Annotated in this window: 27 protein-coding genes; 7 read left to right on the top strand and 20 right to left on the bottom strand. The window is 72.2% G+C overall.

From position 1 onward, the window contains the following. Positions 1–27 precede the first annotated feature (27 nt). On the bottom strand, positions 28–2,553 hold the full coding sequence (locus AB0435_RS26415) for an ATP-dependent Clp protease ATP-binding subunit (protein WP_366006393.1): 2,526 nt from the start codon (positions 2,551–2,553) through the stop codon (positions 28–30). Positions 2,554–3,054: 501 nt separating this feature from the next. On the opposite strand from AB0435_RS26415, the gene AB0435_RS26410 reads away from it, so the two are divergent. Then, positions 3,055–3,705, top strand: a complete 651-nt coding sequence (locus tag AB0435_RS26410) for an SCO3374 family protein (RefSeq protein WP_366428106.1) — start codon at positions 3,055–3,057, stop codon at positions 3,703–3,705. Here AB0435_RS26410 and AB0435_RS26405 read toward each other — a convergent pair. The 11 genes from AB0435_RS26405 to AB0435_RS26355 all read right to left on the bottom strand — a co-directional run bounded on the left by AB0435_RS26405 (position 3,636) and on the right by AB0435_RS26355 (position 12,470). Then, positions 3,636–3,977, bottom strand: coding sequence for an Lsr2 family protein (locus AB0435_RS26405; RefSeq protein ID WP_366428105.1), 342 nt, complete (start codon positions 3,975–3,977; stop codon positions 3,636–3,638). The genes AB0435_RS26410 and AB0435_RS26405 overlap by 70 nt on opposite strands. A gap of 160 nt (positions 3,978–4,137) precedes the next feature. Continuing rightward, positions 4,138–4,656 (bottom strand): amino-acid N-acetyltransferase, encoded by a 519-nt coding sequence (locus AB0435_RS26400; RefSeq protein ID WP_361528670.1) that lies wholly within the window; start codon positions 4,654–4,656, stop codon positions 4,138–4,140. 9 nt (positions 4,657–4,665) lie between these two features. Next, positions 4,666–5,061 (bottom strand): BlaI/MecI/CopY family transcriptional regulator, encoded by a 396-nt coding sequence (locus AB0435_RS26395; RefSeq protein ID WP_366006390.1) that lies wholly within the window; start codon positions 5,059–5,061, stop codon positions 4,666–4,668. Positions 5,062–5,229: 168 nt separating this feature from the next. Beyond that, positions 5,230–5,394 (bottom strand): hypothetical protein, encoded by a 165-nt coding sequence (locus AB0435_RS26390; protein WP_366006389.1) that lies wholly within the window; start codon positions 5,392–5,394, stop codon positions 5,230–5,232. 67 nt (positions 5,395–5,461) lie between these two features. Then, positions 5,462–6,208 carry a hypothetical protein gene (locus AB0435_RS26385; protein ID WP_366006388.1) on the bottom strand — a complete coding sequence of 249 codons (747 nt, stop codon included), beginning with the start codon at positions 6,206–6,208 and terminating at the stop codon, positions 5,462–5,464. Positions 6,209–6,370: 162 nt separating this feature from the next. Then, positions 6,371–7,006 carry a hypothetical protein gene (locus AB0435_RS26380; protein ID WP_366428104.1) on the bottom strand — a complete coding sequence of 212 codons (636 nt, stop codon included), beginning with the start codon at positions 7,004–7,006 and terminating at the stop codon, positions 6,371–6,373. Between the two features lie 146 nt (positions 7,007–7,152). Next, on the bottom strand, positions 7,153–7,950 hold the full coding sequence (locus AB0435_RS26375) for a type III pantothenate kinase (RefSeq protein WP_366006386.1): 798 nt from the start codon (positions 7,948–7,950) through the stop codon (positions 7,153–7,155). Continuing rightward, a complete protein-coding gene (nadC, locus tag AB0435_RS26370) occupies positions 7,950–8,921 on the bottom strand; it encodes a carboxylating nicotinate-nucleotide diphosphorylase (protein WP_366428111.1) in 972 nt (323 codons plus the stop codon). The genes AB0435_RS26375 and nadC overlap by 1 nt, the downstream gene beginning before the upstream one ends. Before the next feature lie 35 nt (positions 8,922–8,956). Continuing rightward, positions 8,957–10,681, bottom strand: a complete 1,725-nt coding sequence (locus AB0435_RS26365; RefSeq protein ID WP_366006385.1) for an L-aspartate oxidase — start codon at positions 10,679–10,681, stop codon at positions 8,957–8,959. After that, positions 10,678–11,553 carry a pantoate--beta-alanine ligase gene (gene panC / locus AB0435_RS26360; protein WP_366006384.1) on the bottom strand — a complete coding sequence of 292 codons (876 nt, stop codon included), beginning with the start codon at positions 11,551–11,553 and terminating at the stop codon, positions 10,678–10,680. Before panC ends, AB0435_RS26365 begins: the two co-directional genes overlap by 4 nt. Next, a complete protein-coding gene (locus tag AB0435_RS26355; protein WP_366006383.1) occupies positions 11,550–12,470 on the bottom strand; it encodes a DUF2520 domain-containing protein in 921 nt (306 codons plus the stop codon). Before AB0435_RS26355 ends, panC begins: the two co-directional genes overlap by 4 nt. A 259-nt stretch (positions 12,471–12,729) precedes the next feature. Between AB0435_RS26355 and AB0435_RS26350 the strand changes: the two genes are divergently transcribed. After that, positions 12,730–13,908 (top strand): beta-eliminating lyase-related protein, encoded by a 1,179-nt coding sequence (locus AB0435_RS26350; protein WP_366428110.1) that lies wholly within the window; start codon positions 12,730–12,732, stop codon positions 13,906–13,908. On the opposite strand, the gene AB0435_RS26345 is transcribed toward AB0435_RS26350, so the two are convergent. Next, positions 13,819–14,229 (bottom strand): hypothetical protein, encoded by a 411-nt coding sequence (locus AB0435_RS26345; RefSeq protein ID WP_366006382.1) that lies wholly within the window; start codon positions 14,227–14,229, stop codon positions 13,819–13,821. The genes AB0435_RS26350 and AB0435_RS26345 overlap by 90 nt on opposite strands. Before the next feature lie 98 nt (positions 14,230–14,327). On the opposite strand from AB0435_RS26345, the gene AB0435_RS26340 reads away from it, so the two are divergent. Next, positions 14,328–15,413, top strand: coding sequence for a DUF5937 family protein (locus AB0435_RS26340; RefSeq protein WP_366006381.1), 1,086 nt, complete (start codon positions 14,328–14,330; stop codon positions 15,411–15,413). A gap of 184 nt (positions 15,414–15,597) precedes the next feature. On the opposite strand, the gene AB0435_RS26335 is transcribed toward AB0435_RS26340, so the two are convergent. After that, complete coding sequence (locus AB0435_RS26335; protein ID WP_366428103.1) at positions 15,598–16,206, bottom strand: short chain dehydrogenase; 609 nt, start codon at positions 16,204–16,206, stop codon at positions 15,598–15,600. Positions 16,207–16,312: 106 nt separating this feature from the next. Between AB0435_RS26335 and AB0435_RS26330 the strand changes: the two genes are divergently transcribed. After that, positions 16,313–17,167, top strand: a complete 855-nt coding sequence (locus AB0435_RS26330) for a LysR family transcriptional regulator (RefSeq protein WP_366006379.1) — start codon at positions 16,313–16,315, stop codon at positions 17,165–17,167. 41 nt (positions 17,168–17,208) lie between these two features. Here AB0435_RS26330 and AB0435_RS26325 read toward each other — a convergent pair whose 3' ends face one another. Then, positions 17,209–17,886 carry a response regulator transcription factor gene (locus AB0435_RS26325; RefSeq protein WP_366006378.1) on the bottom strand — a complete coding sequence of 226 codons (678 nt, stop codon included), beginning with the start codon at positions 17,884–17,886 and terminating at the stop codon, positions 17,209–17,211. 108 nt (positions 17,887–17,994) lie between these two features. After that, positions 17,995–19,200, bottom strand: coding sequence for a sensor histidine kinase (locus AB0435_RS26320; protein ID WP_366428109.1), 1,206 nt, complete (start codon positions 19,198–19,200; stop codon positions 17,995–17,997). 121 nt (positions 19,201–19,321) lie between these two features. Here AB0435_RS26320 and AB0435_RS26315 point away from each other — a divergent pair, with 121 nt between their 5' ends. Continuing rightward, the gene (locus tag AB0435_RS26315) at positions 19,322–20,338 is read left to right on the top strand and encodes an SAM-dependent methyltransferase (protein WP_366428102.1); all 1,017 of its coding nucleotides are present in this window, start codon (positions 19,322–19,324) and stop codon (positions 20,336–20,338) included. 12 nt (positions 20,339–20,350) lie between these two features. Then, positions 20,351–21,502, top strand: coding sequence for an NADH-quinone oxidoreductase subunit D (locus AB0435_RS26310; RefSeq protein ID WP_366006376.1), 1,152 nt, complete (start codon positions 20,351–20,353; stop codon positions 21,500–21,502). A gap of 85 nt (positions 21,503–21,587) precedes the next feature. On the opposite strand, the gene AB0435_RS26305 is transcribed toward AB0435_RS26310, so the two are convergent. The 4 genes from AB0435_RS26305 to AB0435_RS26290 all read right to left on the bottom strand — a co-directional run bounded on the left by AB0435_RS26305 (position 21,588) and on the right by AB0435_RS26290 (position 25,462). Further along, positions 21,588–22,724 (bottom strand): hypothetical protein, encoded by a 1,137-nt coding sequence (locus AB0435_RS26305; RefSeq protein ID WP_366428101.1) that lies wholly within the window; start codon positions 22,722–22,724, stop codon positions 21,588–21,590. A 174-nt stretch (positions 22,725–22,898) separates the two neighbouring features. Next, entirely contained in the window at positions 22,899–23,888 is a 990-nt protein-coding gene (locus AB0435_RS26300; RefSeq protein WP_366006374.1) for an ABC transporter substrate-binding protein, read from the bottom strand. 99 nt (positions 23,889–23,987) lie between these two features. Then, complete coding sequence (locus AB0435_RS26295) at positions 23,988–24,734, bottom strand: ABC transporter permease (protein WP_366006373.1); 747 nt, start codon at positions 24,732–24,734, stop codon at positions 23,988–23,990. Next, positions 24,734–25,462 (bottom strand): ABC transporter permease, encoded by a 729-nt coding sequence (locus tag AB0435_RS26290; protein WP_366006372.1) that lies wholly within the window; start codon positions 25,460–25,462, stop codon positions 24,734–24,736. The genes AB0435_RS26295 and AB0435_RS26290 overlap by 1 nt, the downstream gene beginning before the upstream one ends. A gap of 128 nt (positions 25,463–25,590) precedes the next feature. Between AB0435_RS26290 and AB0435_RS26285 the strand changes: the two genes are divergently transcribed. Further along, positions 25,591–26,763, top strand: coding sequence for a betaine/proline/choline family ABC transporter ATP-binding protein (locus tag AB0435_RS26285; RefSeq protein ID WP_366428100.1), 1,173 nt, complete (start codon positions 25,591–25,593; stop codon positions 26,761–26,763). Positions 26,764–26,959: the final 196 nt, after the last annotated feature.

Genomic DNA, 26,959 nt, shown 5'->3' with positions numbered 1-26,959 from the left:
GCCTTTTCAGGCTGTTACCGGGGCGCCTTATGCGTCCTTGGAGAGATTCGGGCCCGCGCCACCGGCGGCGGACTCGATCGGCGGGGTGTCGGGCAGAGCCGACTTCTCCTCGCCGCGGAAGGTGAACTTCTTCTCCTCACCCTCGCCCTCGATGCCGACGACCACGATGTGGCCGGAGCGGAGCTCACCGAAGAGGATCTTCTCCGAGAGGATGTCCTCGATCTCGCGCTGGATCGTGCGGCGCAGCGGGCGGGCGCCCAGGATCGGGTCGTAGCCCTTCTTCGCCAGCAGCGACTTGGCCTCCGAGCTGAGCTCGATGCCCATGTCGCGGTCCTTGAGCCGCTCGTCCACCTTGGCGATCATGAGGTCGACGATCTGGATGATGTCTTCCTCGGTGAGCTGGTGGAAGACGACCGTGTCGTCGACGCGGTTGAGGAACTCGGGCCGGAAGTGCTGCTTGAGCTCTTCGTTGACCTTCGCCTTCATCCGCTCGTACCCGGTCTTGACGTCACCCTGGGCGGCGAAGCCCAGGTTGAAGCCCTTGGAGATGTCCCGGGTACCAAGGTTGGTCGTCATGATGATGACGGTGTTCTTGAAATCGACCACGCGGCCCTGGGAGTCGGTCAGGCGACCGTCCTCCAGGATCTGGAGCAGCGAGTTGAAGATATCCGGGTGGGCCTTCTCGACCTCGTCGAAGAGGACCACGGAGAACGGCTTGCGGCGCACCTTCTCGGTGAGCTGGCCGCCCTCTTCGTAGCCCACGTATCCGGGCGGGGAGCCGAAGAGCCGGGAAACGGTGTGCTTCTCGCTGAACTCCGACATGTCGAGGGAGATCAGCGCGTCCTCGTCGCCGAAGAGGAATTCGGCGAGCGTCTTGGACAGCTCCGTCTTACCGACACCGGACGGGCCCGCGAAGATGAACGAGCCGCCGGGGCGCTTCGGGTCCTTGAGGCCCGCACGCGTGCGCCGGATGGCCTGGGAGAGCGCCTTGATGGCGTCCTTCTGGCCGATGACGCGCTTGTGCAGCTCGTCCTCCATGCGCAGCAGGCGGGAGGACTCCTCCTCGGTCAGCTTGAAGACCGGGATGCCGGTGGCCGTGGCCAGGACCTCGGCGATCAGGTCGCCGTCGACCTCGGCGACGACGTCCATGTCGCCGGCCTTCCACTCCTTCTCCCGCTTGGTCTTCGCGGCGAGGAGCTGCTTCTCCTTGTCGCGCAGGGAGGCGGCCTTCTCGAAGTCCTGCGAGTCGATCGCGGACTCCTTGTCCCGGCGCACGTCGGCGATCTTCTCGTCGAACTCGCGGAGGTCCGGCGGCGCGGTCATCCGGCGGATGCGCATCCGGGATCCGGCCTCGTCGATCAGGTCGATCGCCTTGTCCGGCAGGAAGCGGTCGGAGATATAGCGGTCGGCCAGGGTGGCGGCCTGGACCAGCGCCTCGTCCGTGATGGAGACCCGGTGGTGGGCCTCGTAGCGGTCGCGCAGGCCCTTGAGGATCTCGATGGTGTGCGGCAGCGACGGCTCCGCGACCTGGATGGGCTGGAAGCGGCGCTCGAGGGCCGCGTCCTTCTCCAGGTGCTTGCGGTACTCGTCGAGCGTGGTGGCACCGATGGTCTGGAGCTCACCGCGGGCCAGCATCGGCTTGAGGATGCTGGCGGCGTCGATCGCGCCCTCGGCGGCGCCCGCACCCACGAGGGTGTGGAGCTCGTCGATGAACAGGATGATGTCGCCGCGGGTGCGGATCTCCTTGAGGACCTTCTTCAGGCGCTCCTCGAAGTCACCGCGGTAGCGGGAGCCGGCGACCAGGGCGCCGAGGTCGAGGGTGTAGAGGTGCTTGTCCTTGAGGGTCTCGGGCACCTCGCCCTTGACGATGGCCTGGGCCAGGCCCTCGACGACCGCCGTCTTGCCGACGCCGGGCTCGCCGATGAGGACCGGGTTGTTCTTCGTACGGCGGGAGAGCACCTGCATGACCCGCTCGATCTCCTTCTCGCGCCCGATGACCGGGTCGAGCTTGGATTCGCGCGCTGCCTGCGTCAGGTTGCGGCCGAACTGGTCCAGGACGAGCGAGGTCGAGGGGGTGCCCTCGGCCGGGCCGCCGGCGGTGGCGGCCTCCTTGCCCTGGTAGCCGGAGAGCAGCTGGATGACCTGCTGCCGGACCCGGTTCAGATCGGCGCCCAGCTTGACCAGGACCTGGGCGGCGACTCCCTCGCCCTCCCGGATCAGGCCGAGCAGGATGTGCTCCGTACCGATGTAGTTGTGGCCGAGCTGGAGGGCCTCGCGGAGCGACAGCTCCAGGACCTTCTTGGCACGGGGAGTGAAGGGGATGTGCCCGGACGGGGCCTGCTGCCCCTGCCCGATGATCTCCTCCACCTGCTGGCGGACCGCCTCGAGCGAAATCCCGAGGCTCTCCAGGGCCTTAGCGGCGACACCCTCACCCTCGTGGATCAGGCCCAGGAGGATGTGCTCGGTGCCGATGTAGTTGTGGTTGAGCATCCGGGCTTCTTCCTGAGCCAGGACGACAACCCGCCGCGCGCGGTCGGTGAACCTCTCGAACATCGTTAATCGCTCCTCAGAGCGGTCAGGCAGTTAGGGGTCGGTCCCCTCCCTGTCCTTCCGCATGCTAGTCCCGCGGGACGGGACAGCTCATTCCAACTGCCGACATCCGTCCGGATCACCCCCGCGTCGGCGGGGAAACCTGCTGCCGAACAGCCGACAACTCCTCCAACCCGATGGTGGGAGACGATGTTCCCGCAGGCCAGGCATATACGCTCACCACCACTACGCCCATGGCGAACGCACCCCTGGCCCGACACGCCCGCTCGGCACCACCTCACCGCCCCGGTGACGGGCCCCGACCGCTGCTGTACCGCCTCTTTCCCACTGGGAATGTCTTACCCGTACGCACCGCGGGTCCATGCGGCGCGGCCCTCACCCCTCAGCTACGGGCGAACAACCTCGCGCCTTCCGGAGCCTCCGTGCGCCCCTTGCCCCTTATACGGAGCGTGCCCAACTACCAACCCTGCGTAACCTCTTGGGCGCTCCTCAGTTGCACCGCGTATGAGCGTCGCCCTCCCCCGCCCCTGCGGCCCCGCATCTCCATGGTGCCAGGCACGCCACTGGTACGAGCATGAGCTGGGCTGGCCCACCACCGGTGCGGAGCCCTTGGAGCTGCTGACCGGGGTGCGCTTCGACGTCCTCGACCTGCCGCAGGACGCCGGCCGCGCTGTGCTCGCCCGGGTGGGCCGGACCGGGCCCGTCGCGCTCGACGAACGAGCGCGGAGGCTGCGGTTCCTGATCGCCGCCGGCAGCGCGGAAGAGCTGCCGGGGCTGCTCGACTGGCTGGAGTGGGGCGGGGTGGCCCTGGACCTGACCGCGCTGGGGTCGGGCGGCCGGATGGTCGCGCCCGTGCCCGCCGGCGAGGGCCGCGGGCACATCGGGGCGCTCGGCACGGGGAAGGCCGTATGGGTACGGCCTCCCGAGCCGGGGAGCGAGGTGGAGCCGACGCTGCCGGTGACCGGCCTCGGGGGCGATGAGGGCGCCCCCGATCTCGTGCGGCTCGTGAGCGCGGCGGCTACGGAGTGCCACCGGGCCCGGTTGCTGCGCGCCGGGGACGCGCGCACGCGCCGGCCGAAGGGAGATCAGCCGTTGGCCTTCTCGTACGCCTCACGGATGTCGGCGGGGACACGGCCGCGGTCGTTGACGCTGTAGCCGTTCTTCTTGGCCCAGGCGCGGATCTTCGCGGTGTCGGGGCTGCCACCACCGGTGACGGCGGCGCGCGCCTTGCCACGGGCACCCACGGCGCGGCCGCCGGTGCGACGGGCGGACTTCACGTAGTCCGCGAGCGCCCCGCGCAGCTTGTCCGCGTTGGCAGCGGTGAGGTCGATCTCGTAGGACTTGCCATCGAGCGCGAACGTCACGGTCTCGTCCGCCTCGCCACCGTCGAGGTCATCAACAAGAAGGACCTGAACCTTCTGTGCCACGGGGAATCCTTTCAGTGGAAAATGGGATTACGGAGGAATAGCAAACCGCCTTTCTCTGAAAAACACAAACCCCCCGGGAAGGTTCAGCCCGCCTTCCGCGTGGGAACGATGCCTTCCGGAGGTCTGGGATAGGGGCGCGATCCGGACATAGGGACCGCGATCACAGATGCAGAAGCATCCGGCTGTTGCCAAGGGTGTTCGGCTTCACCCGTTCGAGACCCAGGAACTCGGCAACGCCCTCGTCATAGGACCGCAGCAGCTCGCTGTAGACATCCCCGTCGACCGGTGTCTCACCGATCTCCACGAAGCCGTGCTTCGCGAAGAAGTCCACTTCGAAGGTGAGACAGAAAATGCGCCGGACGCCGAGCCAGCGGGCCGTCTGGAGGAGCTTGCCCAGTACCGCGTGGCCCACTCCACCGCCCTTGACGGCCGGGTCCACGGCGAGAGTGCGCACCTCCGCGAGGTCTTCCCACATCACGTGGAGCGCGCCGCAGCCGACGACCTCGCCGTCCTCGTCGCGCTCCGCCACCCAGAACTCCTGGATGTCCTCGTAAAGCGTGACCGTGGCTTTGTCGAGCAGGATCCGCTCACGAACGTACGTGTTGATGAGGCGGCGCACCGCCGGAACATCGCTGGTCCGGGCGCGGCGGACGGTGACGACTTTTGATTGTGCGGGCATGACCGGACGCTATCGCTCGGAGGCCCCCGCGCCGTCGGCGGGCCCGTCGAGTTGGACGACGCGGATGGCGTCGCGCAGGGCTTCGCGTTGTTCGGCCGACATCATCCCGAAGAAGGCGACGAGTGCGGCCGCCGGGTTGTCACTGACGGACCACGCTTCGTTCATCAGTGCGGCCGAGTAGGCGGCCCGGTTGGAGACCGCCTCATATCGATAGGCGCGGCCTTCCGCTTCCCGTCGGACCCAGCCCTTCTGATACAGGTTGTCCATTACGGTCATGACCGTTGTGTAGGCGATCGACCGTTCCCGCTGAAGGTCTTCCAGCACTTCTCGAACAGTGACCGGTCGGTTCCAGTCCCACACGCGCGTCATCACGGCGTCTTCCAGATCACCCAGGCGTCGAACCACACGCGAACAATAGTGGGAGATGTCTAGAATGCCGGTTTATCAGGGCAGGAAAAAGGGCGTACGACCGAGAAATGCAGTCTCGGACCGTACGCCCTCGTGGGCGCGGTGCGCCCAAACGGCAGACCGGCTTCCCCGGCGGGAAGTCGGGGACGCCGTCGGGGTGCCGCTCTAGGAGGCCTGCTCGGCACTCCCGGTGCGGGCCATGGCGGCGTCGACGATGGCGTCTTCCTTCGCCTTGTTCTCGCCACCCTGACTCTTGACGATCGTCACGATCAGCGCGATGAATGCGACCGCCATCACCACGGGCGGGACCAGCGCGGCGACATAGTCCATGGCCGTCGGCTCCTTCTGGTTCTGGATTCTGCGATTGGCTGAACGACCCGACCAGATTACGCGCGTATCAGGCGGGCCGGACCCGGGGGTCGGAAACCTCCGCCCCCGGCGGCGGGGCGGGCTTGCGGCGTGGCGGAAAGACCTCGCCGGGGGTGGGAATGGGGCGGTCGGGCCGCGGGGCCTTCGGCGAGGGCGCCGCCGGGACGGGCTTCTGCTCCGGTTTCGGCGCGGGCTTCGGGTCGGGCCGGGCCTCCGGCGCGGCGGGGGCCGCCGCGATCGCCGTCGCGCCCGCCGCCCGGCCGCCCGCGAGAGCGAGCAGGCGCGCACGGTGCGGCTCCGGCCGCGACATGGGCACCGCGCCGGTGACCGTGCGGCCGGCCAGCCTCGCCCGCACACCGAGCTCGGCGAGGTGCTCGCAGCGGTGCAGCAGCGCGCGGCGGCGGTCGGCCTCGGCGCCTCCGGACGGCCCCGCGCAGAGCTTGCGCAGAGCCGAGAGGTCCTCGGCGTCGGGCTGGTAGCCCGCCGAGAGGGCGTTCTGGAGCCGTTCGGTGTATCCGGCGGCGGTCCCGGGCAGTGCGGCGCGGTAACGGATGAGGTCGGCGAGGAGGAAGGCGCGCATCCGGCCGCCCTCGTGGGCCGCCTCGTCCACGGACTCCGCGAGCCGGAGGCACTCCCGTACCTCGTCGTCGCGCTCGGGGCCGGGGCACCTGTGCACGGACTGGGGGTCGAGGGCGATGGCGAGGGCTCGGCGCAGCACGCGCAGTTCGTCCGCGCTGAACGCCATGCCGCCGCGTGTTCCATAGGGCGTGGGCATGGGCTGACTTTAAGTGCTAAGCGGACAAAATTGTATGATCTGTGCGTTTTGGGCGTGGCATGAGGGGGTTTGCGCCGTTATGCACTACCTAGCGCGGGACCTCAGGCGCCCGACGGGCCGGGCCCGCAACGTTCTTGAGGGTGTTTCAGCCCAGAGGGTGTTTCAGCGCTGACGCCGGCGGGAGACGCCCACCGCTATCGCTCCGGCCGACAGGGCCGTGCCCGACGTGGTGGCGATGAGGAGGGTGCCGTCGGTGCCCGGGTCCTCCGTGCTGGCCGGGGCGGGGTCCCGGTCGAGGATCTCGACGCGGACCGGGGCCGAGTCGTTGGCCGGGTCCGGGTCGGGCACGGCCCCTCCGTCGTGGTCGAGGACCTGCACCCGGCCCTCCGCGCCCGCGACCTTCCTGTCGATGCGCACCTGGAAGCTCAGCGTCCTCAGGTCCCCTGCGAGGAAGTCCTCGCCGATCGCGCAGACGTACGCGGCCGGGCCCGCGGGCGCCGCCTTCGCCACGCACGGCTGCCGGCTGCCGCCCCGCGGCGGGCGTGCCGCGGTGATGGTGGTCCCGGCGGGCGGGATCACCTCGTACGTACCGGCGCCGTGGCCGGCCTGGGCCGGAGCGGGGGCGGGGCCGCCGTTCCTGACGCCCAGTTCGACCTCGACGGTCTGGCCGACGCGGCCCACGACGGGGTGGGCGACGGCTTGGTAGTCGGCGCTCGGCCGCTCCTCGGCGCACGCCGGAGCGACGGCCGGGCCCAGTCCGGCCGCCGCCACCGCGGCGGCGGCCGCGAGCCGTCGCATTGTCCGCTTCCTGCGCATACGCTCCACGCCCATCTTGTGCACGATGATGTCCCGCAGCTGACAGGACAGTTGGAGCGGTCCCCCGGTTGCGCCCGCGCGAGCATTCCTACGGGCGCGCCGCGGCCCCGACCGTACCGGGCCGGGCCCTATGTGCGGGCGACATTGCGTTCGTAGACCAGGCGCAGGCCGATGAGCGTGAGCCAGGGCTCGTGCTCGTCGATGACCGTCGCCTCACCGAGCACCAGCGGCGAGAGGCCGCCGGTGGCGATGACGGTGACGTCCTCCGGATCGTCGGCCAGCTCCCGGGCCATCCGGGCGACGACGCCGTCGACCTGGCCCGCGAAGCCGTAGAGGATGCCGGACTGCATGGCCTCGACCGTGTTCTTGCCGATGACGCTGCGCGGGCGGGCCAGCTCGATCTTGCGGAGCTGGGCGCCCTTGACGCCCAGCGCCTCCACGGAGATCTCGATCCCGGGGGCGATCACCCCGCCCGCGTACTCCCCGCGGGCGCTGACCGCGTCGAAGGTGGTGGCGGTGCCGAAGTCGACGACGACGCACGGGCCGCCGTACAGCTCGACGGCCGCCACGGCGTTGACGATGCGGTCGGCGCCGACCTCCTTGGGGTTGTCCATCAGGATCGGCACGCCGGTCTTGACGCCCGGCTCGACCAGGACCGCGGGCACGTCGCCGTAATAGCGGCGGGTGACCTCGCGGAGCTCGTGCAGGACGGCGGGGACCGTGGAACAGATCGCGATGCCGTCGATGCCGTCACCCAGCTCCTCGCCCAGCAGCGGGTGCATGCCCATCAGGCCCTGGAGCAGGACGGCCAGTTCGTCGGCGGTGCGGCGGGCGTCGGTCGAGACCCGCCAGTGCTCGACGATGTCCTCGCCGTCGAACAGGCCGAGGACGGTGTGGGTGTTGCCGACATCGATGGTGAGCAGCATCAGGCGGTCTCCTCCTGGAGGTCCAGGCCGATGTCGAGGATCGGGGAGGAGTGGGTGAGCGCGCCGACCGCGAGATAGTCCACGCCGGTCTCGGCGTAGGCGCGGGCGTTGACGAGCGTGAGGCGGCCGGAGGACTCCAGCATGGCGCGGCCCGCCACGAGTTCGACCGCCTCGCGGGTCTGCTCGACGGTGAAGTTGTCGAGCAGGATCAGGTCGGCGCCCTCGGCGAGGACCGGCGGGATCTGGTCGAGCCGGTCGACCTCGACCTCGATCGGCACCTCGGGGAAGCGCTCGCGGACGGACCGGAAGGCGGCGGCGACGCCACCGGCGGCGACCACGTGGTTGTCCTTGATGAGCGCCGCGTCGGACAGCGACATGCGGTGGTTGACGCCGTCGCCGCAGCGGACCGCGTACTTCTCCAGGGCGCGCAGGCCGACCGTGGTCTTGCGGGTGTCACGGACGGCGGCCTTGGTGCCCTTGAGGATGTCGGCCCACTCGCGGGTGACGGTGGCGATGCCGGACAGGCGGCACAGGAGGTTGAGCGCGCTGCGCTCGGCGGTGAGCAGGTCGCGGGTGCGGGTGCGCACGGTCAGCAGCTTCTGGCCGGCCGACACCCGGTCGCCGTCCTCGACGTGCCGCTCGACCTCGAACTCGTCGGTGCAGACGACCGAGAGGATGGCCTCGGCGATGCGCAGACCGGCGACGGTGCCGTCCTCGCGGGCGGTGAAGTCACCGGAGGCGACGGCGTCCTCGGGGATGGTCGCGACGGTCGTGATGTCCTCGCCGCCGTCGAGGTCCTCCTCGATGGCGAGGTGGGCGATGTCCTCGACCTGGAGCGGGTCGAGGCCGGCGTCGGCGAGCAGCTCGGCGAGCGCGGGGTCGAGCCCGCACTCCATGGCGTCCGCCTCGAACGTCTCGCCGCAGCCACAGCCGTCGCCACAGTCTCCGGCCACGGCTACCTCCTCGGACAGACCGATCTGGTGCAGGGGAAGGTCGTCGGTGGTGCTCACGGTGTCTCCTTGGGGACGGCGGGAGTGACGGGCGTGACTGCTGCGGCGGACACCGCGGGGAAGGCCGCGGAGTCCGTGCGGGAGACCGCAAGCGTACGGTCGGGGCGCATGGTGACCAGGAGGTGACGGCGCCAGGCGGCGTCGACGCGGTCGGGGAAGTCCTCGCGCCAGTGGCAGCCGCGGGTCTCCTCGCGGCGCAGGGCCGCGGCGACCAGGACGCGGGCGACGAGCAGGAGGTTGGTGGCCTCCCAGCTCTCGGTGCCCGGCTCGGCGGTCTTCCCGTCCGTCTCCAGCGCGGTGACGGCCTCGGCGAGCAGCCGGTCCAGGCCGGCCGCGGCCCGCTCCAGGCTCTCGGCGGAACGCAGCACTCCGGCGCCCGCGGTCATGATGCGCTGGATCGCGAAGCGGGCTTCGGGGGCGAGGAGGGGCGTGACCGGCCGGCCGGCGGCGGTGGGCTCGCCCGGGGCGGCGGTGGCGGCCGAGGTGATGTCGGCGGCGATGCGCTCGGCGAAGACCAGGCCCTCCAGGAGGGAGTTGGACGCGAGGCGGTTGGCGCCGTGGACGCCGGTGCAGGCGACCTCGCCGCAGGCGTAGAGCCCCGGCACCGTCGTACGGCCGCGCAGGTCGGTGCGGACGCCGCCGGAGGCGTAGTGCGCGGCGGGTGCGACCGGGATCGGCTCGGTCACCGGGTCGATGCCGTGGGCGCGGCAGGCGGCGAGGATGGTGGGGAAGCGGTGGGCCCACATCTCGGCGCCGAAGTGCCGGGCGTCGAGGTACATGTGCTCGGCGCCGAGCTCCTGCATGCGGCGCGTGATGCCCTTGGCGACGATGTCGCGCGGGGCCAGCTCGGCCAGCTCGTGGGCGCCGACCATGAAGCGGTGGCCGTCGGCGTCGACGAGGTGCGCGCCCTCGCCGCGGACCGCCTCGGACACCAGGGGCTGCTGCCCTTCCGCGTCGGGGCCGAGCCACAGGACGGTCGGGTGGAACTGGACGAACTCCAGGTCGGAGACCTCCGCCCCGGCGCGCAGGGCGAGCGCGACGCCGTCACCGGTGGAGACGGCGGGGTTGGTGGTCGCGGAGAAGACCTGGCCCATGCCGCCGGTGGCCAGCACGACCGCCTTGGCGCGCACGGCGCCGACGCCGTCGTGGCAGCCCTCGCCCATGACGTGCAGGGTGACCCCGGCGGCGCGGCCTTCGGCGTCCTTGAGGAGGTCGAGGACGAGGGCGTTCTCCACGGTCTTGATGCCGGCGGCGCGGACGGCCTCGACCAGGGCGCGGGAGATCTCGGCGCCGGTGGCGTCGCCGCCGGCGTGCGCGATGCGGCGGCGGTGGTGGCCGCCCTCGCGGGTCAGCAGGATCTCGCCGGTGGTGCCGTCGGTGTCGAAGAGGGCGCCGGTGTCGATGAGACGGCGCACCGCGTCGGGGCCCTCGGTGACCAGCGTGCGGACGGCCTCCTCGGAGCACAGTCCGGCGCCGGCGACGAGGGTGTCGTCGAGGTGCTGCTCGGGGGTGTCGCCGTCACCGAGCGCGGCGGCGATGCCGCCCTGCGCCCAGCGCGTGGAGCCGTCGTCGAGGCGCGCCTTGGTGACGACGGTGACGTCGGCACCGGCGGCGGCGCAGCGCAGCGCGACGGTGAGCCCCGCGACGCCGGATCCGACGACGACCACATCGGCGTCGACGGACCAGCCGGGACGGGGCGCGTGCAGCCGTATGCCGGTCATCGCTGTGCTCCGGTTCCCGTGAAGGTCAGGGTGATGTTGTCGATGAGGCGGGTGGTGCCCACCTTGGCGGCGACGGCCAGGACGGCTTCGCCGCTGTGGCCGCCGGTGACCTCGGTGAAGTCCGCCGGGTCGACGAGTGCCAGATAGTCGAGGACGACCGGCGGCTCCCTGCGGGCCGCGTCGTCGAGGACGGCGCGGGCGGCGCCGCGGACGGCGTCGGGTCCCTGGCCCGCGGCGGCTCCGGCGGTGAGCAGGGCGCGGGATATCTCCAGGGCGGAGGCGCGGTCGGCGGCGGAGAGGTAGCGGTTGCGGCTGGAGAGGGCGAGGTTGTCGTCCTCGCGGACGGTGGGGACGCCGACGATCTCCACGGGGAAGTTGAGGTCGCGGACCATGCGGCGGATGAGCGCGAGCTGCTGGGCGTCCTTCTGCCCGTAGAGCGCGACGTCGGGCCGGGTGAGGTGGAGGAGCTTGGCGACGACGGTGAGCATGCCGTCGAAGTGGCCGGGGCGGGAGGCGCCTTCGAGGCGCTCGCCCATGGGCCCCGCGGTGATCCGCACCTGGGGCTCGCCGCCGGGGTAGACCTCGTCGACGGCCGGGGCGAAGACGGCGTCGGCGCCGGCCTCCTCGGCGATGGCGAGGTCGGCGTCGAGGGTGCGCGGATATCGGTCGAGATCTTCACCCGCGCCGAACTGGAGGGGGTTGACGAAGACGGTGACGACGACCTGGCCGCCGGGCCCCACGAGCTCGCGGGCGGTGCGGACCAGGGTGGCGTGGCCCTCGTGGAGGGCGCCCATCGTCATCACGACGGCTCGCCGGCCCTCGTGGGGCAGGCCGTGCAGCTCCTTCGCCGTGCGGGTGAGCCGGGTGGTCATTCGTTGCCTCCGTCCGCGAGGACGCCGAGCAGGTCCTCCGCCAGTTCCGGCTTGAGCAGGCCGTGCGCGAGGGCGCGGTCCGCGGTCGTGCGGGCCATGGCCAGGTATCCGGCGACGGCCTGGGGCGCGTGGGTGCGCAGCTCCGCGATGTGGGCGGCGACGGTGCCCGCGTCACCGCGGGCCACCGGGCCGGTGAGGGCGGCGTCGCCGCTGCGCAGGACGTTGTCGAGCGCGGCGCCGAGCAGGGGGCCGAGCATGCGGTCGGGGGCGGCGACGCCCGCGGTGCGCAGCAGGTCCATGGCCTGGGCGACCAGGGTGACCAGGTGGTTCGAGCCCATGGCGAGGGCCGCGTGGTAGAGGGGGCGGGCGCTCTCCGCTATCCACTCGGGCTCGCCGCCCATCTCGATGACCAGGGCCTCCGCGGCGAGCCGCAGCTCGTCGGGCGCGGTCACGCCGAAGGAGCAGCCCGCGAGGCGCTCCACGTCCACCTGGGTGCCGGTGAAGGTCATGGCGGGGTGCAGGGCCAGGGGCAGGGCTCCGGCCCGGCGCGCCGGGTCGAGGACGGCCGTGCCGTGGCGGCCCGAGGTGTGCACGATGAGCTGGCCGGGGCGGACGGCGCCGGTCTCGGCGAGCCCGGCGACGAGCCCGGGGAGGGCGTCGTCGGGCACGGTGAGCAGCACCAGCTCCGCCCGTGCGAGCACTTCGGTGGGCGGGACGAGGGGCACCCCGGGGAGCAGCTCGGCGGCTCGGCGCACGGAGGCGTCCGAGACTCCGGAGGCGGCGACCGGGCGGTGCCCGGCGAGCCGCAGCGCGGCGGCCAGCGAGGGGCCGACACGGCCCGCGCCGACGACCCCGACGGTGAGCCGGGCGGGCCGGTCCTGTGGGCTCGGGTGCTGCGGGATGGATTGTGCGTTCACGCGGCGATGGCCTTCCGTTCCAGTCCTGGGGTCCCCCATGCCGCAGGCCAGGGGCGGGTACCGGACGATTCCTTCGTCATGCTACGCGAGTGTGGGCGGCCCCTTCCGGGTGTCCCCAGCCCTGTGGACAACCGGCCTGTGGATAACTCGGGCGGTGCTCCGGAAGTGGGTCATCATCGGGTCATGGCCCGGGCACGGTCCGGGGCGTGACCGACGACGGGACCGAGGAGGGGCCGGGATGACGACGGTGCGGGAGCCCATGGCGGGGCCGGCGGGGAGACCGGCCGATGGGGAGGGTGTGGACCGGGCGCGCAGGGTCGCCGCCGTGCGGGGATCCGAGCGGGTCCTGTCGTCGGGCCTACCGGTGCTGACGGTCGTGGAGCGGCTGGCGGCGCTGGCCGCGGAGGCCCCGGCGGGGTGCGGCCTGGACGGGCCGGTGGATGTGTACGGCGACGGGATCGTCGGCGAGCTGGAGCGCAGGGTCGCGGAGCTGCTGGGCACGGAAGCGGCGGCGTTCTTCCCGACGGGCACGATGGCGCAGCAGGTGGCCCTGCGCTGCTGGGCCGGGCGCACCGGCAGCCCGGTCGTGGCGCTGCACCCGATGTCCCACGTGGAGACGTCGGAGCGCGGGGCGTACGCACAGGTCAGCGGCCTGCGCGGGGTGCGCCTCGGGGGCGGTCCCCGGCCGCCGTCGGCCGCGGACGTCCGTGATCTCGACGAACCCTTCGGGACGCTGGTGCTCGAACTGCCGCTGCGGGAGGCGGGCTTCCTCCTGCCCACGTGGGAGGAGCTCACGGCCGTGGTGGAGGCGGCCCGCGAGCGGGAGGCGGTGGTCCACTTCGACGGCGCGCGGCTGTGGGAGTGCGCGAGCCACTTCGGGGTGGGTCTGGCCGAGGTGGCGGCCCTGGCGGACTCCGTCTACATGTCCTTCTACAAGTCGCTCGGCGGCATATCGGGGGCCGCGCTGGCGGGGCCGGCCACGCTGGTGGAGGAGGCGAGGGCGTGGCGGCACCGGTACGGCGGCGAGGTCTTCCAGCAGTGGCCCGCCGCGCTCGCGGCGCTGACCGGGCTGGAGCGTGAGCTGCCCCGGCTCCCGTCGTACGTGGCACACGCCGCGGTCGTGGCGGCGGCGCTGGAGGAGGGGTTCCGGGCGGCCGGGGTGCCGTGGTTCCGGGTCGGTCCGCGGGTGCCGCACACCCACCAGTTCCGGGTGTGGCTGCCGTATCCGGCCGGAGTGCTGGACGAGGCCGGGGTGTCGCTGGCGGAGGAGACGCGCACGAGCGTGTTCGGCGGCTGGTCGCCCTCCGACGTGCCCGGTCTGTCGTTCACCGAGGTCACCGTCGCCTCGTCAGCACTGAGCTGGACGCCCGAGGCGGTCGTCGAGGCGGTCGGCGCCCTCCTGGCCCGGGTTCCGGCAGGCACCGGAGGCGCAGGGTGAGGCGGGCTCGGCGGTACGGACCTCCGGAGCGGGGTGGACCTCCGGCGCGGGGCCGGCGGTGACGCGGGCGACCGGCTGCGCCTGGGTGCGCGATCCCGGGCTGAGGGAGGAGCGGAGGGAGGAGACTCGCAGGAAGGAGAGCAGCGAATTCCAGCGGGCGCGGCGGGCCGCGACGCGCTCGTCGACGACGGCCCGGAAGTCCCTCCAGGTGCGGAATTCACGGAGGGCCTGGAGCTGGCCGTCGCCCGGGGTGGGCGGGGCGGGCTCCTGATGCTGAGCAGTGCGGTAGAGGTCGAGCATGTGCTGCTGAGTGGCGTTCATGACCCCACCCTGCGCCGATTGCGGAGCGACTGGCGCGCCGATTGACGAGGACTGTCAATCGACGGCCCGACCTGCGAAAAGAGAGGCACGATAAGCACATGAGCGTGGACATCGACATCACCGGACTGCCGCTCGAGCGCATCCAGTTCTGCCCGTCGCCCCTGGCCGAGCTGGGCGCGATGCTGCACGCGCTGGCCGAGCCCGGTCACCACCCGGGGCTGCACGCCTGGGCCACCACCACCGCTTCCTCGCTCAAGGCGGATCTCGCCGACCGGCTGACCGAGGCGGACTTCCTGTGGCGCTCCACGCGCTCGGACATCCTGCTCCCCGCCGTCCCCCGGGCCACGCTCGCCGAGGAGCTCGACGACCTCGACCGGATGGACGACGAGACGTTCACGTCCGCGGCCTTCGAGATCACCTGCATCTCCGGCTACGAGAAGGGCTGGCCCTCGCCGCTGGTGGACCCCGGGCAGCGGGCACGGGTCCTTGAGCTCTCGGCCGCCCGCGGGCCGCGGCAGGCGGCCTTCGCGGAGCGGATGCTGGAGGCCCCCGATGTGCTGCGCGCCTGGCTACGGCGTCTCTTCGAGGACTGCGAGCAGGCGTTCTTCGGTGACAACTGGCAGCGGGTCCGGGTGCAGCTGGCCGCCGACGCCCGGCACAAGGCCGACCTCCTCCAGCGCAAGGGCCTCGGGGAGGCTCTCAGCGCGGTCTCCCCCGCCGTCTCGCTCAGCGAGGACCGGTCGCGCATCGTCGTCGACAAGCTGGCGAACGGGCGGACGACCGCCGCGTACGGGCAGGGGGTGACGTTCCTGCCGACGGCCTTCGGCTGGCCGCACCTCTTCGCCGTCCACCGGGTCGGCTGGCAGCCGGTCATCCAGTACCCGGTGACCGCCACCGAGCTTCCCCAGCCCACGGCCCCGCACCTGGTGCAGCAGCGGCTGGAGGCGCTCGCCCACCCGGTCCGGATGCGGCTGTGCCGCACCCTCTCGCGCGGCCCCCACACCACGGGTGAGCTGTCCGCCGCGTACAACCTGACGCCGCCCGAGGTGTCGCGGCACATAGCCGTGATGAAGAAGGCGGGTCTGCTGAGCACGCGGCGGCGCGGCAGGTACGTCCTGCACCAGCTGGATCTGACGACGGTGGCGCGCTTGGGGAGCGACTTCCTGGAGACGGTGCTCCGGTGACGGCGGGGCGGCCCCCGGAGGGTTCGCCCGCGCCCCGCCGAAGACCTGGGCGCTCCGCTGGAAGTCGAGTCCGTCGTTCGCGGGCACGTCGTGGCTGGTCGCGCCCGCGCGGCGGAGCCGCACGGCGGCACGGTCCCGCGCCCTTCGGGCGCGGCCGAACCGCGCAGGACTTCGCCGAGTCCGCTCAGACCACCTCGTAGACCCGCCCCGTCTGGCGGCCCTCGACCGAGCGGATGTACGCGTTCGCGACGCGGCTGAGCGGTACGGACTCCATGCCGGGGAAGAACGCTCCGTACGCGTCGAGGGACTCGGTGACCACGGTCGGGCTGACGGCGTTGATCCGCTGCGGCGGGAGCTCGATCGCGGCCGCGCGGACGAACGCCTCCACCGCGCCGTTCGCCGCGGAGGCGGCCGCCCCCGCGAAGATCGGCTCGTGCGTCAGCACACCGCTGATCAGGGTGAAGGACCCGGTCGGGGACAGGTGACGGGAGCCCTGCCGGACGAGCTCGATCTGGCTGAGCGCCTTGCCCCGGAAGGAGGCGGCGACATCGTCGGCGGTCAGCTCGCCCAGCGGCTTGAAGACGGCGTCGCCCGCCGCGCACACCACCGCGTCCAGCCCGCTCCCGCCCGCCACCCGCTCGTAGAGCCGGCCCACGGCCGCGGGGTCGGTGATGTCGCAGACCACGTCGCCGCCCGTACGGCCGACGGTGATCACGTCATGGCCGCGCCCGGCCAGTGCCGTGCCCACCGCGCCGCCCAGGGTGCCGGAGGCTCCGACGAGGAGAATCTTCATGCTGACCGTCCAGGGAATCGCGAGGAACAACAGGAACGGCTCCGACGCTAATCAGCCCTCCGCCCACCCGGAAATGCCTTCTGCACAGCGACTATGCTCCGCACGCATGGATGTGGAACTGCGTCACCTCAGGGCCCTGGTGGCCATCGCCGACGAGGGCACCGTCACCGCAGCCGCGGCGCGTCTGCACCTGACCCAGCCCGCCCTGTCCCGCACCCTCGCCCAGCTCGAACAGCGGGTGGGGGTCCGGCTCGTCGACCGCTCGTCCCGCCACCTGGCCCTCACGCCGCCCGGCCGGACCCTGCTGGAGCACGGCCGGGCGATCCTCGCCCACATGGACGCCGCGCTCGCCGACGCCGCGGCCGTCTCCCGCCCCCTGCGGCTGGGGTACAACTGCGCCGTCCTCGGTGAGCTCACCGTGCCGCTGCTGCGTTCCTGGCGCCGGGACCATCCGCACGTCCCGCTGGAGCTGCGCCGGATGGACAACCGCACCGCCGGGCTCGCCACCCGCGAGGTCGACGTGGCGATCCTGCGGGTCCTGCCCACGGACCCCCGCATCCACGCCGAGGCGCTCTTCCTGGAGGAGCGCGTCGCCGCGCTGCCCGACGACCACCCGCTCGCGGGCGAGGCCGCCGTCACCCTGGCCGAGCTCCGCGTCGAGACGCTCGTGGTCTGCCCGGAGACCGGCACCGCGGGCGCCGAGCTCTGGCCTGCCGCGCTGCGCCCGCGCCGTACGACGGAGGTGCGCAACGTCGACGAGTGGCTGACCGCCGTCGCCGCGGGGCAGGCGGTCGGCCTCGCGGCGGCGGGCACGCGGGAGAGCCACGCGCACCCCGGCGTGCGCTATGTCCCCGTCACCGACGCCCCGGCGGCCACGGTCTACCTCGCCCGGCCCGCCCAGCCGACGCATCCGGGCACGGACGACTTCCGCCAGGCGGTGCGGGCCGTCGTCTGTGCCTGAGCGGGCCCAAGGGGCCTACCTGTCCGAGCGGGCCCAGGGGCCTACTGCGCCGCTCCCCCGCCCGCCCGAACGAGCCCGCTCTCGTACGCGAGCACCACGACCTGGACCCGGTCGCGCAGTCCCAGCTTGGTGAGGATCCGTCCCACGTGGGTCTTCACGGTGGCCTCGGAGAGCACCAGCCGTCCCGCGATCTCGCCGTTGGACAGCCCCTGCGCCACCAGCAGCATCACCTCGCGCTCCCGCTCGGTGAGCCTGCTCAGCTCGGCGCTCGTGGGCTCGTTGCCCGTGCTGGGCAGCATGGGGGTGAAACGGTCCAGCAGCCGGCGGGTCGTGCTGGGCGCGACCACCGCGTCACCGCTGTGCACGGCCCGGATCGCGCCCAGCAGTTCGGCCGGGGGCACGTCCTTCAGCATGAAGCCGCTCGCGCCGACCTTCAGCGCGGAGAAGGCGTATTCGTCCAGGTCGAAGGTGGTCAGGATGAGCACCTTCGGCGGGTCGTCCTGCGCGCAGATCCGGCGGGTCGCCTCCACGCCGTCCAGGCGCGGCATGCGCACGTCCATCAGGACGACGTCCACCTCGGTCCCGGCCAGCACCTCCAGGGCCTCCGCACCGTCCCCGGCCTCGGCGACGACGTCCATGTCGGGCTGGGCCGCCAGCACCATGCGGAAGCCGGTGCGCAGGAGCACCTGGTCGTCGACGAGCATCACGCGGATCGACATGCGTGGTCCCTTTCCTCGGTGTTCATCAAGTCTGCCAGCGCTGACTGTTTTCGATCAGTCTTGATCAGTATGTGATCGCGGGGCGTCCCGCGAACGGCACCCGGCGGGTCAGCGGCCACCGGGCTTGATCGGCAGCAGCACGCTGATCCGGAAGCCACCGCCCGGCCGCGGCCCGGCGTCCAGGGTGCCGCCGACCATCCCGACCCGCTCGCGCATGCCGATCAGCCCGTGCCCCATGCCGTCGGCGCCCCCCGCCTCGTACAGCTCCTGCTGCGCGCCCCGGCCGTCGTCCTCGACCAGCAGGCCGAGCCCGTCGTCGAAGAAGGTCAGGCGCACGCTCGCGCCCGCGCCCGGACCGCCGTGCTTGCGGGTGTTGGTGAGCGCTTCCTGCACGATGCGGTACGCGGTCAGCTCCACACCGCTCGGCAGCGGCCGTGGCGCGCCCTCGACCTGGAAGTCCACCGGCAGCCCCGCGCCGCGCACCTGCTCCACGAGGTCGCCGATCTGCTCCACGTCGGGCTGCGGTACGTACTCACCGCCCTCGCCGCCCTCCTCCGTGCGCAATACGCCCAGCAGCCTGCGCATCTCGGCGAGCGCCTGGCGCCCGGTGCCGGAAATGGTCTCCAGGGCCTGCTTGGCCTGATCGGGCGAGGCGTCCAGGACGTACGCGGCGCCGTCGGCCTGAACCACCATCACCGAGACGTTGTGCGCGACGACGTCGTGCAGCTCCCGCGCGATCCGCGCCCGCTCCGCGACCACCGCCATCCGCGACTGCTGCTCGCGCTCCTTCTCCAGCCGCGTGGCCCGCTCCTCCAGCTGCGCCCAGTACGCCCGGCGGGTGCGCATCGAGTCGCCGAGCACCCAGGCCAGGACGAACGGAACGGTGATGAAGACCGTCCCGACGACGCTGGTGGTCATCGTCTGGTCGGGGTCGGACCAGCGCAGATTGGCGAGCGTCGGCGCGATCAGGCCGCCGATCAGCGCGTAGCGGGACGCCCAGCGGGTGTTGCCGGACGCCACCGTGTAGATGATCACGAGCAGCGCGAAGTCGGCGAGGTTCTGCCCGGTGTCGAAGACGAGCTGGGCCAGCCCGACCGCCGTCGCCAGCAGCAGCATCTTCTCCGGCCAGCGCCTGCGCAGCGCGATCACCGCGCACAGCGCGACCGCGACGACCGCCTTGACGAGGCCCGACGCGTGCCCGGCCCCGGTCGACCCCTCGGCGATGGTGATCAAGCTGAGGCCGAGCAGCAGGACGGCCCAGAAGCTGTCCACACCCGTCGGGTGCCTGCGGAGAAAGTCGTAGAGGCGCTGCACGTCACCCAGCGTAGGCATGTCGCGTACGTGCCGGGGTCAACCGGACGATCGATCCGACGACGCCCCGCCTACTCCCCAAGGTGGAGGCGGTGTGCCGCCCAAGGGCGCATAGCGTGTGCGTATGGCAAGCGGAACAACAACGTGGCGGGCCGCCACCGAGGCCGCCCTCTACGGCCCGAGCGGCTTCTACCTGCGTCCTGAGGGCCCCGCCGGGCACTTCCGTACCTCGGTGCACGCCTCGCCGCTCTTCGCGGGTGCGGTTGCGGAATTGCTGCGGCGCGTCGACGCGTCGCTGGGGCACCCGGCGGAGCTGGCGTTCACGGATGTCGGCGCGGGCCGGGGTGAGCTGCTCACCGCGGTGCTCGCGCGCACCGCGCCCGAGCTGGGCGCGCGGCTGCGCCCGTACGCCGTGGAGCGCGCCGGGCGGCCCCCGGGGGTCGACGAGCGCGTCACCTGGCTGAGTGAGCTCCCCCAGGGCGTGGACGGGCTGCTTTTCGCCAACGAATGGCTGGACAACGTGCCGACCGACGTCGCCGAGACGGACGCGGAGGGCGTCGCGCGCCAGGTGCTCGTCCAGGAGGACGGCGAGGAGCTCCTCGGCGAGCCGGTGACCGGCGCCGACGCCGAGTGGCTCGCCCACTGGTGGCCGCTCGACGGCGCGCCGCCCGGCAGCCGCGCGGAGATCGGCCTGCCGCGCGACGCCGCCTGGGCGCGGGCGGTGGGCAGTCTGCGCTCCGGGCTGGCGGTCGCCGTGGACTACGCGCACCAGCGCGCCGCCCGGCCGCCGTTCGGGACCCTGGCGGGCTTCCGGGAGGGCCGCGAGGTGCGGCCGGTGCCGGACGGTTCGTGCGACATCACCGCACACGTCGCCTTGGACGCGTGCGCGGGTCCGGGCAGTTCGCTGCTGACCCAGCGCGAGGCCCTGCGCGCCCTCGGCGTCGACGGCGGCCGGCCCCCGCTGTCGCTCGCGTCGTCCGACCCGGCCGGTTACGTACGGGCGCTGGGCGCGGCCGGCGAGGCGGCCGAGCTGCTGGCACCGGCGGGGCTGGGCGGCTTCGGCTGGCTGGTGCAGCCGGTCGGCGGCGCCTGCGCGGGACTGCTGGAAGCCGCCGGAGGCCACCCGGACGGGGAAGGCTGACAAACTACTCCCATGGCCCCTACCACTGAGACGACTGTCGGCATCGGCGGCGCGGCGGAGAGCACCGACATGGTGCTCAACATCGGGCCGCAGCACCCGTCCACCCACGGTGTGCTGCGGCTGCGGCTCGTCCTGGACGGGGAGCGGATCCAGCACGCCGAGCCGGTCATCGGCTATATGCACCGGGGCGCGGAGAAGCTGTTCGAGGCGCGCGACTACCGGCAGATCATCATGCTCGCCAACCGCCACGACTGGCTGTCGGCCTTCTCCAACGAGCTCGGGGTCGTGCTCGCGGTGGAGCGGATGCTGGGCATGGAGGTCCCCGAGCGCGCCGTGTGGACGCGCACGCTGCTCGCCGAGCTGAACCGGGTGCTCAACCACCTGATGTTCCTCGGCTCGTACCCCCTCGAACTGGGCGGGATCACGCCCGTCTTCCACGCCTTCCACGAGCGCGAGCAGCTCCAGACGGTGATGGAGGAGGTCTCCGGCGGCCGGATGCACTACATGTTCAACCGCGTCGGCGGCCTCAAGGAGGACCTGCCCGCGGGCTGGCTCGCCCGCGCCCGGCACGCGGTGGCCGACGTCCGCTCGCGGATGGACGTCTACGACCGGCTCGTGCTCGGCAACGAGATCTTCCGCGGGCGCACGCGCGGCGTCGGCGTGCTCTCCCGCGAGGCGGTGCACGCGTACGGCGTCAGCGGGCCGATCGCCCGCGCCTCCGGTGTGGACTTCGACCTGCGCCGCGACGAGCCGTACCTCGCGTACGGCGAGCTGCGGGACACCCTGAAGGTGGTCACGCGCGAGGACGGCGACTGCCTGGCCCGCTTCGAGTGCCTGCTGGAGCAGACGCACAACTCGCTGGAGCTGGCGGAGGCGTGCCTGGACCGGATCGCGCAGCTGGCGCCCGGTCCGATCAACCAGCGGCTGCCCAAGGTCCTCAAGGCACCGGAGGGCGCGACGTACGCCTGGACGGAGAACCCGCTCGGCCTCAACGGCTACTACCTGGTGTCCAAGGGCGAGAAGACGCCGTACCGGCTCAAGTTGCGGTCGGCGTCGTTCAACAACATCCAGGCGCTGACCGAGCTGCTGCCGGGCACGCTGGTGGCCGACATGGTGGCGATCCTGGGCTCGCTGTTCTTCGTCGTCGGCGACATCGACAAGTGATCGACAAGTGATCAGCAAGTAGGAGCGCGAAAAGCGTGACCCCCGGTGGACAGGTCCACCGGGGGTCACGCTTTTCGCGGCACCGTCACGATATGGCGCTGCGCAGCTCCACGACGTCTATCTGCTCGGTCTCGTCGTGCGCGGTCAGGTCGATGACGTCCCCTTTGGAGTCGTCGTCCCGCTCCGCCGCCTCGGCCTCGGCGAGCGCCTCCTCGCCGACGACGTCCGCGAGGTCCGTCTCCTCGACGGGCCGCGTGGCGGACGGCGTCCGCTGGGTGCCGAAGAAGTCGAAGCCGCCCTGCGTGCGCGAAGCGGGACGCCGGGCGGGGTGCTGCTGCGGCACGACCGCGGAGGCGGGCCGGGCCGCGGGAGGCGTGCTCTTCGCGGCGGGGGCCTCCGGGGCCTCTTCGGCCTCGTCGGCGGCGCGGTCCTCGGCTTCCCCGGCTTCCCCGGCTTCCCCGGCTTCCTCCGCGGCCTCCGTGGCCTCCGCGGCCCTCGAAGCCTCCACGGCCTTCAGAGCCTTCGTGGCCTGAAGGTCCTGGGTGCCCTCGGCCTGGGGAGCGGCGGTCTCGGTCTCCTCGACGGCCTTCGCGCCGCCCGTACGCCGTTTGGCGGCCCTCGCCGCGTCCGCGGCGCTCAGGGTCTCGCCGGTGGCAGGCAGCCCGCTCGGGGGCACGACGGCCGTCAGCGCCGGAGGCGCGTCCTGGCCGGAGTCCGTAGCCGTGGCTTCCGCGTCCCGCTGGATCGCCGCGTTCCGCTCCAGGTCGCGCAGTGCCTCGGCGGCCCTGCGGTACGCGGAGGCAGCGACGGCGGACCCCGCCGTGCCGGCCGAAGCCGCGGCGGACTCCAGCGCCTTCGCCCCGCGGGGCGCGGTGCCCCGGGCCTGACGGCGGCCCTCCAGCGCGCTGGCGCGGCCGGTCTCGGCAGCGGCGTAGCGGCGCAGCAGGTCGGCGTGTTCGGTACGGAGGCGGGCGAGCTCGGCGCGCTTGCCGCGCAGCTTGGTCTCCGCCTTGGCGCGGCCGGTGCGGGCTTCCTCCAGCTCGGTCTCCAGCTCGGCGACGCGTTCGTCGGTCTTCCACTCATCGCGCACCCGGGCGGCGTTGAGCTGGGCGACCCGCTTCCCGGCGGCGCGGTCCCAACGGCGCATCAGCACGGCACCGACCACCGCGGCGGCGGCAGCGGCGGCGGCCAGACCCCGGATGACGACCGTTTCACCTACCACCCAAGCACCGGCGGCAGCGGCGACCGATGTCGCGACGACCGTCGACGGGGGAAGAAGCCTGTGCAGGGGCGGTGAATGGCGATGGCGTCCTCGTGGCATGGCCTGAAACTTACCGTGCGTCGCCTCAGGAGTGTGACTCCACCACCAAACTCTTCCCTTGATCTTACTTCTCGCCTACTTCTTCTCCTTCGTCAGCAACCCCTTGTCCTTGAGGTACTGCGCGGCCACATCCGCGGGCTTGAGCCGCTGCGCGTCGACCTTCTTGTTGAGTTCGGTGAGATCGGCCGTGGTCAGCACGCTGTTGAGCTTGCCGAGGGCATCGGCGATCTTCTGTGTGCCGGCCTTCTTCGCATTCACGACGGGCAACACGTTGTCGGAGTTCTGGAGCTTCTTGTCGTCCTCCAGCAGAACGAGTCCGAACTGTTCGAGCGTGGCGTCCGTGGTGGTGGTCAGCACCATCTGGTCCTTGCCGGACTTGACGGCCTGTTTGGCCTGCGTACTGCCGACCTCCAGCGGGTCGATGCCGGTGACGTCGATGCCGTACGTCTTCTCCAGACCGGGCTGGCAGAAGGGCCGCTGGGGGCATTCGTCGCCCGCCGCGAGCTTGACCTTCTCCTTTGCCGCGCCCAGCTCGGAAAGCGTCTTGAGCTGGTGTTTCGCCGCGAACTCCTTGGTCACCGCGAAGGCGTTCTGGTCGACGGCCCGGCCGGCGTCCAGCACCTTGAGGCCGCGCGGCTCGGCGAGTTTACGGAGCGCCTTCACCGTGGCGCCGGCATCGGCCGAGGCGACCGTCGGAGCGTCCTTGCCGTTCTGCTTCTTGTTGAGGAATTCGGCGAGCGTCGCGGCATACTCCGGGACGATGTCGATCTTGCCGTTCTCCAGCTCCGGTTCATAGAGCTCGCGGGCGTCGACGGTCTTGATCGACGTCGAATAGCCGGCGTCCTTCAGCAGGCCCGCATATATCTCGGCGAGCACCTTGGACTCGGTGAAGGAGGCCGATCCGATGACCAGCGAACCCTCGCCGGGCCGCCCGGAGGCGTCACCGCCACCGGACTTCTCCAGGCTGTCGCCACCGCACGCGGCGAGACCCGCCGTCAGGGTGGCGACGCCCGCCACCGCCAGCAGCGCGCGCGTGGTCCGCGCTCGACGCGGGGTCCTGCTCATGGGGAACTCCATCCGTTCGGTCGGGCGTCCGGGTGTGCCGGACGCCCCGTGATCAGTCGTCATCTCCGCGGCCGCGCCTGGACGGACGGAGCCCGGGTGTCACACGGCGCCGCCCACCGGGACGGCGTCGGCGGGCGCCGCCGGGCCGTCGCCGCCCGACGCCCGGCCCGCCGTGCGCTTCGCGCGCCGGCGCACCGGGTCCAGCAGCCGCTCCAGGACCACCAGCACCCCTTCGACCAGCAGCGCGAGCCCGGCCACCAGCAGCGCCCCGGACACCACTTGCGCGGTGTCGGTGAGCCGGAAGCCCGCCGTGATGATCCGGCCGAGGCCACCGCCGCCGGGCAGCGCGGCGAGCGTGGTCGTGGCCACCACCTGCACCGCGGCGGTCCGCACCCCGGTCGCCATCAGCGGGAACGCGAGCGGCAGCTCCACCCGGCCGATCAGCTGACGGCCGGTCATGCCCATGCCCCGCGCGGCCTCGACCACGTCCCGGTCGACCTCGCGCATGCCGACGTACGCGTTGGTGAGCAGTGGCGGGATCGCGAACAGCACCAGCGCGATGACGGTCGGCCATGAGCCATGCGTACCCAGCGGGCTGAGCAGCAACAGCACCAGCACCGCGAACGTCGGCACGGCGCGCCCCGCGTTGGAGATGTTCACCGCGAGGGCGCCGCCGCGGCCCACGTGGCCCAGCAGCACGGCGACGGGCAGGGCGATGGCGCACGAGATCGCCAGGCAGACGAACGTCAGGAACAGGTGCTCGCCCAGCCGGTGCCATACGCCGTCGGTGCCCGACCAGTGCGAGCCGGTGGTCAGCCACGTCCAGGTGCGGTCGATGACGCCCATCACACAGCCCCCTCGGCGCTCAGCCGCCTACGCGCGCCCCTGCCACGGCGCTTCGCCTTCCCGCCCGCCCGCGTCCACGGCGTCAGCAGCCGCTGCACGAGCAGCAACAGGAGATCCGCCACGATCGCGAGCGCCACGCACAGCACCGAGGCGGTGAGCACCTGCGCCTTGAAATAGCTGTGCATGCCCTCGTAGATGAGATTGCCGAGGCCGCCGTAACCGATGATGGCGCCCACCGTGGTGAGCGAGACGGTGGAGACCGTGGCGATCCGCAGGCCCGCCATCAGGGCGGGCAGCGCCAGCGGGAGCTCCACCGCGAAGAGCAGGCGCAGCGGGCCGTAGCCCATGCCGCGCGCCGCCTCGCGGGCCTCCTCGGGCACCGAGGCCAGCCCGGCCAGGATGTTCCGCACGAGCACCGTCAGCGAATAGAGCACCAACCCGGTGACCACGACCGACGCCGACAGCCCGAAGACGGGCACCAGCAGCGAGAACATGGCCAGCGAGGGCACGGTGTAGAGCACGGTGGTCAGGCCGAGGACCGGGCCCGCCGCGGCCCGCCATCTGCGGGCCAGCAGCGCCAGCGGGAAGGCGACGAGCACGCCGATGGCGACCGAAGCCAGTGTGATCCCGATGTGCTGGAGCGTGGCGTCCGTCAGCTCGTGGCCGCGCGTCCGCAGATATTCGCCACAGAGCCACTCGTTGGAGACCAGGCAGTTCTGCCCCGCCATACGCTCCCACCTCCCCCTGGGCATTGACCGTCGGTTACTGGCGACCCTAACCCCGGGCACTGACATTCGAGTCCGGCGCCACACAACGGCAACAATGCCGGGAGCGAGTACGGCCAGAATGGGGAACCATGATCCGCTTCGAGCATGTCACCAAGCGCTACGCCGATGGCACCACCGCCGTGGACGACCTGTCCTTCGAGGTGGCGGAGGGCGAGCTGGTCACGCTCGTCGGACCGTCCGGCTGCGGCAAGACCACCACCATGAAGATGGTCAACCGGCTGATCGAGCCGACCGGCGGCCGGATCCTCCTCGACGGGGAGGACATCGCGACCGTCGACCCCGTCGAACTGCGCCGCCGGATCGGCTACGTCATCCAGCAGGTCGGCCTCTTCCCGCACAAGACCGTGCTCGACAACACCGCGACGGTCCCGCACCTGCTCGGCTGGCAGCGCAAGAAGGCCCGCGCCCGCGCCGCCGAGCTGCTCGACCTCGTCGGGCTCGACCCGTCCGTCTACGGCGACCGCTACCCCGAGCAGCTCTCCGGCGGGCAGCGCCAGCGTGTCGGTGTGGCCCGCGCGCTGGCCGCCGACCCGCCCGTGCTGCTGATGGACGAGCCGTTCGGCGCGGTCGACCCGGTGGTCCGCGAGCACCTGCAGAGCGAGTTCCTGCGGCTCCAGTCGCAGGTGCGCAAGACGGTCCTCTTCGTCACCCACGACATAGAAGAGGCCGTCCGGCTCGGCGACCGCATCGCGGTCTACGGCAACGGGCGCATCGAACAGTTCGACCCGCCGGCGGCCGTGCTCGGCGCGCCCGCCACGCCGTACGTGGCCGACTTCGTCGGCGCCGACCGGGGCCTGAAGCGGCTGTCCGTCACCCCCATCGAGTCCGGCGACCTCGAACAGCCGCCGGTCGTCCACCTCGACGACCCGGTGCGCGAGGCCGCGGCCCGGCTGGCGGCCGAGGGGGCGCGCTGGGCGGTGGTCCTGGACCACGCGGACGGGCTGCACGGCTGGGTCTCGGCGGAGGCGCTGTCCGGCGCGGCCGACGGCGGCAAGGTCCGCGGCCACTCCCGGCGCATGGACGCGTGGCTGCCGGTGGGGGCGTCGCTCAAGCAGGCGTTCAGCACGATGCTCCAGCACGACGCGGGCTGGATCGCCGTCCTCGACGGTGAGCAGGCGGACCGCTTCGTGGGCGTCCTGACCCCGGCCCGCCTGCACGAGGCCTTGCGGCGGTCCACGGCGGCGGACGCGGCGGGGGCGGCGCGGGCGGATGTGACGGTGGAGACGGTGGCTGACGCGTAGGGCTCTTGGGGTGGGTGCCTCAGCCCTCCGGGGTGCGCATGCGTTGCGCCTGCGGCGCGGCTTTGTTCCCCAGCCCCGCCCCTTCCCGAAACCGGGGAGACCCCGGAACCCCAGCGCCCTCCGGGCGCGTCCTCAAACGCCGGACGGGCTGGTTTTCCAGCCCGTCCGGCGTTTGAGGACAACGCGGCGAAGCGTG

Origin of the sequence: Streptomyces sp. NPDC051173, from assembly GCF_040689515.1 — a bacterium.
Taxonomy (GTDB): Bacteria; Actinomycetota; Actinomycetes; order Streptomycetales; family Streptomycetaceae; genus Streptomyces.
Note: the sequence above shows the minus strand (reverse complement) of the source record. Positions and strands in the feature narration are given on the sequence as shown.